At 45.6% G+C, this 11,924-nt stretch carries 11 protein-coding genes; 6 read left to right on the top strand and 5 right to left on the bottom strand.

The genetic code is table 11. The annotated features are described in order from the left end of the window. Positions 1-289: 289 nt before the first annotated feature. Positions 290-2,353 (bottom strand): DUF6351 family protein, encoded by a 2,064-nt coding sequence (locus ACNKW2_RS11630; protein WP_419148717.1) that lies wholly within the window; start codon positions 2,351-2,353, stop codon positions 290-292. Between the two features lie 181 nt (positions 2,354-2,534). Then, positions 2,535-3,284, bottom strand: coding sequence for a substrate-binding periplasmic protein (locus ACNKW2_RS11625; RefSeq protein WP_419148716.1), 750 nt, complete (start codon positions 3,282-3,284; stop codon positions 2,535-2,537). Between the two features lie 485 nt (positions 3,285-3,769). Between ACNKW2_RS11625 and ACNKW2_RS11620 the strand changes: the two genes are divergently transcribed. Genes ACNKW2_RS11620 through ACNKW2_RS11610 form a run of 3 tightly spaced genes read left to right on the top strand, consistent with a single transcriptional unit; the run spans position 3,770 to position 6,404 of the window. Beyond that, positions 3,770-4,090, top strand: coding sequence for a hypothetical protein (locus tag ACNKW2_RS11620; protein WP_419148715.1), 321 nt, complete (start codon positions 3,770-3,772; stop codon positions 4,088-4,090). Then, positions 4,087-5,727 (top strand): PepSY-associated TM helix domain-containing protein, encoded by a 1,641-nt coding sequence (locus ACNKW2_RS11615; protein WP_419148714.1) that lies wholly within the window; start codon positions 4,087-4,089, stop codon positions 5,725-5,727. Before ACNKW2_RS11620 ends, ACNKW2_RS11615 begins: the two co-directional genes overlap by 4 nt. A 50-nt stretch (positions 5,728-5,777) precedes the next feature. Beyond that, the gene (locus ACNKW2_RS11610; protein ID WP_419148713.1) at positions 5,778-6,404 is read left to right on the top strand and encodes a LysE family translocator; all 627 of its coding nucleotides are present in this window, start codon (positions 5,778-5,780) and stop codon (positions 6,402-6,404) included. Here the strand turns inward: ACNKW2_RS11610 and ACNKW2_RS11605 are convergent. Further along, on the bottom strand, positions 6,399-7,013 hold the full coding sequence (locus ACNKW2_RS11605) for a hypothetical protein (RefSeq protein ID WP_419148712.1): 615 nt from the start codon (positions 7,011-7,013) through the stop codon (positions 6,399-6,401). The genes ACNKW2_RS11610 and ACNKW2_RS11605 overlap by 6 nt on opposite strands. A gap of 275 nt (positions 7,014-7,288) precedes the next feature. Here ACNKW2_RS11605 and ACNKW2_RS11600 point away from each other — a divergent pair, with 275 nt between their 5' ends. From ACNKW2_RS11600 to ACNKW2_RS11590, 3 genes are all read left to right on the top strand, one after another. Beyond that, positions 7,289-7,921 carry a hypothetical protein gene (locus ACNKW2_RS11600; RefSeq protein WP_419148711.1) on the top strand — a complete coding sequence of 211 codons (633 nt, stop codon included), beginning with the start codon at positions 7,289-7,291 and terminating at the stop codon, positions 7,919-7,921. A 63-nt stretch (positions 7,922-7,984) separates the two neighbouring features. After that, the gene (locus tag ACNKW2_RS11595) at positions 7,985-9,013 is read left to right on the top strand and encodes a S66 family peptidase (protein WP_419148709.1); all 1,029 of its coding nucleotides are present in this window, start codon (positions 7,985-7,987) and stop codon (positions 9,011-9,013) included. Further along, positions 9,010-9,444 carry a GNAT family N-acetyltransferase gene (locus tag ACNKW2_RS11590; RefSeq protein WP_419148708.1) on the top strand — a complete coding sequence of 145 codons (435 nt, stop codon included), beginning with the start codon at positions 9,010-9,012 and terminating at the stop codon, positions 9,442-9,444. The genes ACNKW2_RS11595 and ACNKW2_RS11590 overlap by 4 nt, the downstream gene beginning before the upstream one ends. On the opposite strand, the gene ACNKW2_RS11585 is transcribed toward ACNKW2_RS11590, so the two are convergent. Both ACNKW2_RS11585 and ACNKW2_RS11580 read right to left on the bottom strand, forming a co-directional pair. Next, positions 9,441-10,310, bottom strand: a complete 870-nt coding sequence (locus ACNKW2_RS11585; protein WP_419148707.1) for a DMT family transporter — start codon at positions 10,308-10,310, stop codon at positions 9,441-9,443. The genes ACNKW2_RS11590 and ACNKW2_RS11585 overlap by 4 nt on opposite strands. Positions 10,311-10,714: 404 nt before the next feature. Next, positions 10,715-11,848 (bottom strand): low temperature requirement protein A, encoded by a 1,134-nt coding sequence (locus ACNKW2_RS11580; RefSeq protein WP_419148706.1) that lies wholly within the window; start codon positions 11,846-11,848, stop codon positions 10,715-10,717. Positions 11,849-11,924: the final 76 nt, after the last annotated feature.

Raw genomic sequence — 11,924 nt, 5'->3', positions numbered from 1 at the left:
ACAATTTTATTGCTGTAAGCTGTAGCAGGCATTATTAAGTGAGCACTTCTCTTAACGTTGGCCATATTTCGCTGCAAAATCAGTAAGCGCGGGGAAAGGGAACATCCATGTTCTATAAAAACCAACGCCATCGTATCGAGTAAATATGGAGTAACCATGGACAAACGATGGCTTTATAAAAAATAGCTAAAATCAGTTAGAGCTGTGTCCAGCTTGAATCACTTCAGTGATTAAGGCTGAAATAAATGGCCATTTACTTTCAAAGCGAACTTCCTGAAAATGTACAAGCTTACAAATCTTGCGGTCGCCCAACATCTGGTTGGCGATAATCACACACGCCCATGGGAAATATTTGTTGTAGTTTAGGAATAGCCGCTGCAATCTCCACCTCGCCATAAAGGCCGATGGTGGCGGCTTCCGCTACGGGAATTAGATGACATTTAAAGGTGTCGCCATGCCACGAACCACCAGCTTGGATACGGCTGGTGGAATACATAGGGTATTGTTTAGTGCATTTGCCCGGAGCTTGGTTATTCCAAAGGCCATCGAAAACGTGGTTACCTTGAGCAATAATGTCGCCGTTTGCGGCAAAACACGTATCTTTAAGTGTTTTTGGTTTGGCCTCAACCACTCCAATGCCTGGGTTGTTGTTAATATTTAATAGCCATTTGTCCATTTCTTTGAAGGCTAAAGCGGTCGGGTTAAACGCTTTATCGGCCACCCAAATCAGTTGGTTTTTAGCATGGCCATTGGCTTGCTGAATACGCAGGCGAGAATAAAATGAAGCGGACATGTGGTGCATATCGAGCTCGTTTTCCAAATAATGACGAGCATCGATAATAGGCAGGTTAACGCGGCCAATGAATACTTGGCCGGAGCGATAGGCGTTTTGCATGGCCTTGAGATCGCCGTGGTGACGCGGTGCAACGCCATCGTCATTCGGGGTGGTAATATTGTGGTTGCCCCAGAGCGTGAGCCAAATTGGGATTTTATGACCCAGCGGTAAGGCTATTTGCTCTTGGCGCATGTGTGATTGCGGTTTCCATGCCCCCACTTTTTGATTGATGTCGATAAACTCAGCTAAGCTGATGTCGTTGGCTTTCAGTGCCTCTAAACCATATTGTACGCCAACATTATCCCAGGTACTCAGACCTAAGCCATGCTCATCGGTGCCCAGAATATGTTGCATATCCTGCCAGTAACTCCAATGTGTTGTGGCATTCAGTTGCTCACTGAATAACGGCCGCAAAAACCCTTGCCTAGGGTTATTAATAAAGGCCGAAAGCCCAAAGTAGCCATTAATGCATTCACTACTGCCATCAGGAAAAGAAGGCACGAAGCCTGCCATGAGCTGGTTAAGGGGCTGTAAAAAACCGCCTTTTTGGGGAAAGTCATTGAGGGCATTCATGCCTTCAATGTGGCGGCGTCGCTGCCAATCTCGCCACGCTTTTTTGTCGTCTGCTCTAAAGGTAAAGTAGTTATTAAGTAAGTCGCAATCCAATGCATAGGTGGTTTGGGTGATCATATCTGGGTAGCTATAAAGCGGAATTAAGCCATCCAAAATGCCCTCGCTGTTTTGCGCAATTAAGTATTGCGCCAACCCGCCTCCTGAGCCGCCAACACCAACCGTATAAAGAGGCTCACCATAGAGGCTGGTAAATTGTTTTTTTACTCTTCTGGCAGTATCTTCTGCCAACAGCATGTTGTAGGTATAGCTGGTTTTATTACCGCTGGAACTGATCACCGCATACCCTAGCTTAAGCTGCTCTAACTGGCGCTCTATCACTCGGCTTGCGCGCTGCCGGCCTTGACGGTAACCAATACCTGAGCCACCATTAAATTGATAAATAAGGCGCTGGTTCCATTGTGATTTTGCCAACCTATCACCGACTTCGGCTGCCGCAATGGGCATCACTATGGTGTAAATAAAGCGGTTAATAGTGCCTTGTTCAACCCGCAGCAACACTGGGTGCTGAAAAGGGGAGTCGATGTCGGTTAGCGCCTCTACTTGATCATTGTTATTAATGGCGTAGTAATTAATTCGGGTAGGGATCATACAGTCTTTACTGTATCCGGCCAGCTGCCCGGCCTTATAAACAGGCACGCCATATTGCTGCTGATTATCCACGCTAGGCTGGCCTAACCCTGAATCCATAGTCATACAGTAAAATGGATATTGATTGGGGCCAGAGTAGAGGTTGGTATCAGGGCCAAAGCCTCCTACAGCAATGGGGAAAGGAAAGGGATCTCTCGGGCGTTCAACTTGTGCAATATGAGGGTGAAAACCTAACCTAAAGTGTGCTTTGGCTGGTGGTGCGGCCACCACTGTGGCGATATGTTCATAACGTTTCATGCTGTGCCAAAGCCACCACGCACTGCAGCTAAGCGCAGTGATCAAAGCTACTATTAGCGCTCTTTTTATGATCATAAGACCCCCTAACAACCACTTCATTTATAAGTGTAGCTGCACAGAGTTGAATGGTGGTTATGGGGTTGTTAGATAATAATTAAACTATTGTGTGAAGGTTACAGGGCTATGGCGTACTACCTAAGTATTTAATTTCTAGGCGCTTTACGGTCTCTTTTGACACTTGCTTAAGTAAGGTTTCAACCTGCGTTGCCAGGGCTTGATTCTCTTTATGATAGCCCATGTATTGCTGTTCAAAATGGAACGCTTGGGGTAATAGATAAACGGGAAGCTTGTGGTGTCGAATGATTTCCATGGCCCAGATTTTATCTACAAGCACGGCATCGACGCGGTTACTTTGCAGCACAGAGAAAAATCTGCGGCCATCGGCATGGTTTTGCTCATAGTAAGAGCGTTTAACAATGGCGGCATTGATTGCGCCTAAGCGCTGATTTACTGCGTCGGGGTAAGTGTATTCATCTGAGATCATGACTTTTGGCGCAGGCAGATTGAGGAGTTCTGCATAATTCGTGAACCGACCTTGTTTTACCGCTAGAGCCAGTTTCCACGTGGTGAAAGAGACATCAACAATTGGTAAGCCATCTGAGCTATCAACATATAAGGTGAAATCAAATACTCTTTGCCTTACGCCCGCTAGGCACCTACGGTAGGGAAGCTCATGAAAAGTGGCGCGAAAGCCGCTGCCACGCAGGGCATGGCGAATTATCTCCACCTCAATACCGGCAGCGAAGCCTGAGTCGTTGGTGAAGCTGTATGACCACCAGCGTTCAAAGCAGATATTCACAATACGCTTATCGGTATTTGCTTGCGTGGAAAAGCAGCAAAAAAAACTAAGTAGAAACAGTACTCTTAACATGAAGCCAAGCCTTGTAGTCACTTTTAAAAGCTTAAGAAGAGAATGGCAAAAGTGCAAATACTCAGCAATGGTAAGACACACATAGTGAGTGCTTCATCAAGCCCGACGGTTAAAGTTTCGTAATAAAAATGATTCTCATATATTTTTATTTTGCTGTTGCTGTATATGACACAAAGGTTATAATCCTGTAACCAGTAATGTTTAGCCGCTCGTAAAATGGAGTTTGCTGTGCTTGGCACTGTCTTCTTATTCACCCTGTTAACAGCCATCTTGCTGTTATATCTCAGTATGAAACATCAACGTCTCCTTAACTCTCCAATAGCCAAGTCGTGGCGACTTGTAAGCGCTGGACTATCTTTGCTTGCTTTGCTTATCGCCATTGACATGTTTGTCGGAGCAGCTGTGGTTTTCAGCTGGTTACTGGCGGTCATGGTATTTACTGCGCTGATCCCTTTTATAATTTTATGGTTATTTAACAAGTCCTCATGAGTGCCTTATCAAAAAAACACACTATAAAGCCGCACTTGTGGGGGAAATCCGCCGCGGGTGGGGTGCTTGGACTGGCGTTAAGTTTTGCCTTAGTTGGCTTATTTGCTTGGCTTGGCAGCGACGGTTTGCAGCAACAAATTAGCGCTGAGCGATTACTCTGGCGTAGTCAGTTTCTGATGTGGATGATCACCCCCATTTGGTTGCTGATACTGAGCTTGGTTTATCTATTTCCAACCGAAAAACAAGCCTTTATTTGGCTAGGTGGCGCAAACATTATAGCTTATGCCGCTCTGTATATGGTTCAGGGGGGCTTATGAAGATACGCGCCGATGTGTTACGCACCTATCAAACAATTCATACCTGGACTGGGATCACCACCGGGTTATTATTGTTTATTGGCTTTTTCGCCGGTGCCATCACCATGTATGCCGGAGTGATTGATGAATGGTCAACGCCACCGACACAGCACTTACCTCAAGTAGAAATAAACCAGTACGATGACTTACTACAGCAAGTCTTTTTTGGCCACCCTGAATCGAGCAAACAAATCACCTTGAGTTTGACCGAAAACACCTCTCCGGTCACCTGGTATCAGCAAGGGAGCCCTCGAGGACTGCGCCTGGACGACCAGCTTTGGCATGCAAGCCTCGATGGAAATGGCGAGCTGATAGCTCATACCAGTAGTAAAAATGAGCTGTCTGCGCTGGTCGATTATCTTCATCGTAGCGCCGGGATAGCAGGAGAGGTGGGTCACGAACAAGCCGGTGTGTATGTGCTTGGTGTGGCCGCCATTTTGTACTTTTTGGCGTTGCTGTCTGGGCTTATCTTTTTATTGCCGACTCTAGCAAAGCACTTTTTAGCTTTAAGACAAGATAAAGGCAGCAAGCGTTTTTGGCTTGATACGCACAACCTTATTGGCATTACCAGTTTGCCATTTCATATCGTGATTGCCATTACCGTAATAGTGTTTGCTTTTCATGATGTACTGTACGATGGTTTAGGGAAAATATATGGCGATAAACCCTTATTTCCGCGCCCGGTTGCCTCTGAAACAACTTTCAACAGTCAAGTGTTGCCCAGTATCACTACACTTATTGCTAAAGCCAACGAATACGCGCCAGAGCATCAGGTTAAGCAAATCAGCCTCAGTGGTTTAAACAGCAGCTCGCCCCGGGCTTCAATTCAGTTAGTGAGTGAGCAGCACTTAATGCGGGGCCCCAAAACAGACTTTTTGTTTATGCACCCTTATACTTTTGAAGTGTCGAGCAGCAGTATAATGAATGGCGATCAGGGTGTTTGGGGGAAAGTGGTCACCACCTTATTCGGACTGCATTTTGGTAGCTTTGGCGGCGAGCTTGGGCGCTTTGGTTACTTTATTATGGGTATTTTAGGTGCTGTGCTGTTTTACACCGGAAATTTACTGTGGTTGCAAAAACGCCACAAATCAAATGCTGCTGAGCAGTCCCGTGCTCCTCGTGTGATGGCCAAGCTTACCATTGGCGTAGCCTTGGGCTCCCTGCTTGGAGTAGCAATGGCGTTTGCTGTTACAAAGTGGTTAGCGCTCACGTCATTGAATGTCAACCTAGCGTATATGTGGTTGTATTACCTTTGTTTCTTTGCGGTTCTTTTGGCAGCATTGCGGTTTGAGCTGTCGCGCACCGCTGTGTACGTTCAGCGCTTAATTGCTGTGTTATGTATCTCGTTGCCACTGACTTCTTTGCTGACTTATTTGTTACCTAACCTGGGAATTTGGCCAGCTAACTCGGCTGCGACGTGGGCACTGGAACTTGTTGCTGGGGTGATTGCAGTGGTTTTTTGGCATTTGGCCAACAAAACTAAGCACAACGCTAGTAAAAGCGATAGCACTTGGGCGCTTAGCCAGTCAAAGGCGTTACCTGAACAAACCTCTTATAGCAATGGCATACACCCAGCTGAGAGCCAAGAGCTGCGTTAGGGTAGCAAAATTTGCTATTCTATGACTTTGTTATTTTGCATGGAATTATTATGGAACTAACTGCATGGCTAAGCTTAGCAGCTATTTGCGCAATGGGGGCAATGTCGCCAGGACCAAGTCTGGCTGTGGTATTACGCTATAGTCTATTTCAAAGCGCGAAACACGGGATTGTTGCCAGCTTATCTCATGGTTTTGGGGTTGGCATTTACGCTTGTCTGGCGCTGTTGGGGTTATCTGGGTTAATTCAGCAATCACCACTGTTATACCAAACTCTCGTCTACGGTGGGGCGGCTTATTTGGCATGGATGGGTATCAAAATACTGCGCAGCCAAAGCCAAGGTTTGCAGGTCGTGAACGATTTGGCGACCACCAGTTACTGGCAGGCTGCAAAAGACGGCTTTGCCATTGCCTTTTTAAACCCCAAGCTGGCGATCTTTTTTGTCGCGCTGTTTTCGCAGTTTATCGAGCCTGAGAAAATGACACTCTCAGTCGGTCTTATTATGTGCGTGACGGTACTGACGATTGATGCTATGTGGTATTTTGTGGTGTCGGTTATTAGTGCCACAGCCCGCGATAAATTTGATCTCACCGCTAAGCGCTCTGGTATCGACAAGTTGCTTGGTGTTGCCTTTATACTATTGGCCATTCGTGTAGTTTATGAAGCGCTCGGTTTATAGGTTTATCCCCTTACCAGCCACATAATGATGGAGAATAAAGGCCTTTAAGGTTTCGCTGTCGGCGGCGTTTAAATTAAATGAAATAGCCAACTGATGCCGGCCACTCAGGACCAGGGCATTGATACTTAACAGTAACGGGGCCATGTTACCTAGGTATAGCTTAGCAATGCGCTTACAAAGGCGCTGTTGCAATGGTGCGGCTAAATAGGGAAAAGTATTGATAAGCCCTCCAGTTTGAGAAATGGATACTAAGGGAAAGGGCATAAGGTTCGCGCTTAGCCGCATAAGTGCCGGTGTTTGTGGGCAAGTACGCCAGCTTCTGGCTAAACCCTGGTGATTGGCGTCGACAATATTCGGTGCGGCGAGGTTGCTTTGCAGTATATCAATGATGGTGCTCAGGTTTTTGATTGGAAACTCGACTTCTTCTCTGCCGCCTCTGGCTACTAAGCTAAATTGAGCACTGTCGGCCATACCATTGAGTAAGCTGCGTATCTCATTGCTAAGTTGCTGCTGCAGTCGTGCATGGGTTGCAAGCTCGGCAAAGTGCGGCGACTCTTTGGTACTCAATGTGGTGTGAATGAATTGCAACTCTTCCTTTGTTAGTCTCATGATGAAGCACATCCATTATTAGGTTGATTTTTATACAGCAAACTTTGTACCAAATAACAAAACGCAAGTGTGGCAGTAACCATGATTGCCGTGACATTGCGGTGCGGCTAAAAACTGCCCCGGTACTGACACTGCAAAGGCTAAGCCTTGCCGTTTTAGCTGACAAAAAGGCATTTTTCTTGGGGTTTGATTAAATTATCGGCAGTTTTGCTTAAAGGTTTACGTGGAATAATGCTTGCAGTGCAACTGTGTTTTATTGTTGTCATAGGCTGGCCATGCAAACACAGTTTTTATCTCATTTTGTTACTACGTCAAACGCCTCTTTGCAGGCAAGTGAAACGCAAGAAAACACGAAGCCCAGTGGTTTTCAAAGTCACTATCAGGATGTCTTATCGGCTAAGCAAACCCGTGCTATAACTGCACAATTACCGGCAAATCAGATGAGTGCATCGGTGCCACAAGAACCATTAGCAACCAACCTAGACCTCAGTGCTTTTTCTCGCGACAGAGCTAAGGCAATTGAGCAGTTGCGGGCGTTAGTTGCCGATATTATGACTCAACCATTACAACCTAAAGCAACGGCAAAAGATCAGGCCCAATTGCAGTTATTTAGCAGTTTAAATCTGGACTTTTTGAGTTATAAAGAGCTGGCGCAGCGGCTGGAGATGTTAGCTCAGCTCGACCGTCACACTGAGCAGAAAAAAGGCATAGAGCAACAAGATAAACAGCGAATTCGCAGTATTATTGCCAGTCTTCATGCGCGTTTAGAGCGCGGCCAAGAAGCCTTATTAGGGGGGAGTACATTAAAGTCATTGGATTTAAACCGTAAAGATATGGAGCTGGAAATAGACAGCTTATTTACTGATGTTGGCTTTGATTCCGACACTCCTGTGGTAGCCATTTCATAATCCGATGTATTTTACTTTGCACTGGTGTAGCATAAAGCTTTGTTATGCGTTTTAAGTTTAGCCATGAAGTATCCTAGCCCTTTGCAACCGGGCAGTAAAATAGCGGTGAGTGCCTTTTCTGCAGGCGTGCCCCAAGCCATGCATGCACGGCTGGATAATGCCTTAGCGTATTTGCATAGCCAAGGGTTCGAAGTGTTACAAGGGCAGTGTCTGCGCCAGAATCACCATTATGTCAGTGCCAGTGCTGATGACAGAGCGCAGGAGCTTATGCAGCTGCTGTTAGATGATGAGATCGATGCCATTATGCCGCCTTGGGGTGGGGCTGTGGCGATGGATATATTGCCTTTATTGGATTGGCAGCGTCTACAACAGGCAAGGCCAAAGTGGTTGATAGGCTTTTCGGATGTTAGCACGCTATTAACGGCATTGACCTGTAAATTGGGCTGGGCGAGTGTCCACGCAACCAACCTGATGCAACTCACAGACAAACAAACCGATCCCCTAACTACGTCACTGTTCAGCCATTTAGGCACTGCGCCTGGCGGCGGTTTCAGGCAGTATCCTTCATCCTCTTTTGAACCGCAGTCGTTAGATTTTGCTGCCCACCCCAATACTGGATTTAACCTAAGTGACTCTACTCAGTGGCGGGTATTAAACTCCAAGGCACCAGAAGGGGCGTTTTCTGGAAGGTTATTAGGCGGCTGTTTGGATATTCACATGTTGCTCGCTGGCACGGAGTACTTTGATCTTGAAGAATTTGCCAAGCTGTATCCGCAGCAAGACATTATTTTGTACTTAGAAAACGCAGAGCTGTCACCGCCGGCGTATTACCGTGCGTTGCAAAGTCTTAAGTTACGAGGTTGGTTTTCGCAGCTGTCGGGAATATTAATAGGCCGCAACCCGGTAACCGTCGCCGAGGACAGCGACTGGACTCATATTGATGCCTTACAAAAAGTGTTTGAAGGGCTCAATTTGCCGGTAATTTACGATGTCGATATTGGCCATCAAGCTCCCAATTTAACCTTAATCAATGGCGCTTTAGCTCGGGTAAATTATGGTGCTCATTTTGTTATTGAGCAGGAGCTGCGATGAAAATAGAGATTAAACCCGCAGGAATTGATGATTTGTTGCAGGTAGAGCAGCAAATTCCAGAGTTCAGCCAGCCGCGACAGCGAGCTCAGATAGCACAAAGGTTAACGGGCAAACAGCATTTGTTGCTGGTGGCGTATGCTGGGGAGCACCCTGTGGCCTATAAACTTGGCTATGCACTTGATGATCAGGAATTCTATAGTTGGTTGGGGGCGGTTATTCCGCAATACCGTGGTCATGGTATTGCTAAGCTATTATTGTTCAAACAAGAGCAGTGGTGCCGGCAGCAAGGTTTTGCTGCCATTCGAGTGAAGTCTCGCAACCGCTTTAACACCATGCTGCTGATGCTCATAAGCCATGGTTATCACATAGTAAAGTGTGAGCCCGTAACAACCCCGCTCGATTATAAAATTCACTTCTACAAGACGCTTTAAATCGCGCTCTTGTTTGCTGAGTTAAGTTTTGCACTGCGCTGACTGTAAATGAGCGCGCAAAAGATAATCAGGCTGCCAGCGCCAAGGCGTAGCAGATCCGCTTCGCGATTCCAAATCAGCAAGTTGACCATGATCCCGGCGGGAATTAAGGCATTGTTCATCACCGCCAGCTCACCCACAGAGACCCGCGTTAGACCCAGGTTCCAAACAAAATAGCCAATTCCAGAGGCCACTAAACCCAGGTAGATAACAATGCCCCATTGCAACTCAGTGGTGGGTAATTGTTGGGCGTTGCCGAACAGCATAAAGCCTAAGCCTAAGATAACCGAGGCACCAATAAAGAAATAGCCAAAGCTTTGATGATGCACCAGCGTTTGCTGCTCACTGAGCTTTTTATAGCCTACTTGGCCAAGGGCAAAGCACAGGTTTGCCCCTTGCACTAACAGCAAACCAAACAGGTAATCACTGGTTAGCTCGGTGTAGCGCATGGTAATGGCACCGACAATGGCAAGTAAAGCTGAAAACAAAAAGTGGTAGTTGATTTTGTGCTCAAGCAGGTCGTTGATCAAGGTAATATACACCGGCGTCATCACCGTAAACAGCAGGACTTCGGGAACGCTTAGGTATAAAAATGAATGGTAATAAAAGCTGTACATTAGGCCAATTTGTATCGCGCCAATGGCCATCAGTTTTAGTGCCAATTGCGCCTTGATTTGCCTAGGCTTAAGAAATGGCACAAACACCAATGCCGCCAACACAGTGCGCGACAGCGCACTAAACCAAGTGTCTACTTGGCCCGCAAGATAAACCCCAATCAGAGAAAATGAAAATGCCCATAAGGCGGTAACTATCCAAAGTAATGGCATAAGTCGATTTATTAATTAGTTGCCGAAGTGGCGCTAGTGTAATATGAATCGCTTTAATTCACTACTGTAGCGCACATTCGCCAAAAAACGCACTATCCCTCTAACTTGGAGTTGTTTTGGCAGCTCTTGCTGTATCGTTAAATAGGGGTTATTGCTAGCCATTAGCTTCAACTTAATGAAAAGCTCTTATTCTTTAATCCCTAGCTCAGCTAATTGATAAGACTCAAGAATGATGGCACTCACATTTAAAATGATAAGTACTACGATAAAGCCGCTAAATAAGCGACTAGCTCTCGAACCTTCGAATCCGTGTTCAAGAATATCGTATACATGCTTTCTTGTTGTTAGTTTCTTGCCCATCAATTTTTCCGCTAATTATTGAATTAACTGTTAGTGCGTAATTTTTAAGCTTTATCTTGTTCTTCTTTGGAAAAGGTAAGATAGGCTCTTGTTACTGGAATGGCTATTTGAGAAATTAACGCCGCCCCCCATAAAAGATTACCTATTAAAGCTGGCACATAGGGTAAGACCAATAATGTTGCTAAAGCCAAAACAACGCCAAACATACGTACTTTTGCGGTGGCGAATCGATGAGCAATTCGTTCTTCGATATTGAATTGAATCCAAAGTAGACACAGTAAATATGAGGCAAGGGCAATACAACCTATAGCACCATATTTGAGCGGATATGGGTCCCAAAATCCTACTTTTACTTCACCAGACAATGCAACACCCACCATCACAGCAGATAGCATTAGGAATAAATGCGCTAACCACCAGTTAACAAGTGTCCATTTTTCTTGATTTTTAGGCTTTCCATTTCCTACAAAGTCGAAATAAATCCAGCATTGAATAAATACCGCTATACCCCCAAACATAAAGTTAAACAGTACTTCTGGAGTGACTTTATACACGCCCTTTTCGGATAGAGTGATCACTAGCTTAAAGAATCCTTCACCAACAACTATGAGAAGTAATAAAGCAAACCGTTCAGACATATGCCCTAATCGAGGTAAAAAGCGCTTACAGTCTAAAACGCCAATTTTGGGCAACATATACAGAAGTTGGATCGAAAGTATGGCAAGTGCAAATACCGCAAAGTTATACGGTTTAGGTAGAAAAGCACTTATTGCGAATACGATAGCAAGAACAAAGAAGTTGCGGCTGACTGTTCGTGAAAGCACGGTTGCTTCAACACCAAGTCTATTCGTTCTGTGGTACAAATAGGCGGTGATCATTCTATTCGCTGCGTAGGCAAGGGCAAAATACATCCAGCCCTTATCTAAAACATGAGGAATTGACGCAGCCATAACCATTGCGGTTACAATCTGGCACGACATAATGAGTCGGTGTTTTACGTCTGTGCTGACATAGAGTGAGTTAAAAACGCTAGAGTCTGCCCATGCAAACCAGACAGCGATAAATAGTCCCGCAAACGCTAGAAAACCATCCACACTTAAGTGGTCGCTTAAAAAGTTTCCAAGTAAGAAAATAATGACCACATGGATCAGATCATAAAATAGCTCGACCCAATGCACATGGTCATGGGCATCTTCGTGAGGTAGTGTTTAGAAATCTGTGTCATTTCACTAGAATACACAAAAGAGGAATGAT

The organism is Pseudoalteromonas 'SMAR' (genome assembly GCF_048515945.1).
GTDB lineage: Bacteria > Pseudomonadota > Gammaproteobacteria > Enterobacterales > Alteromonadaceae > Pseudoalteromonas.
This window is presented reverse-complemented; position numbering and strand designations above follow the sequence as displayed.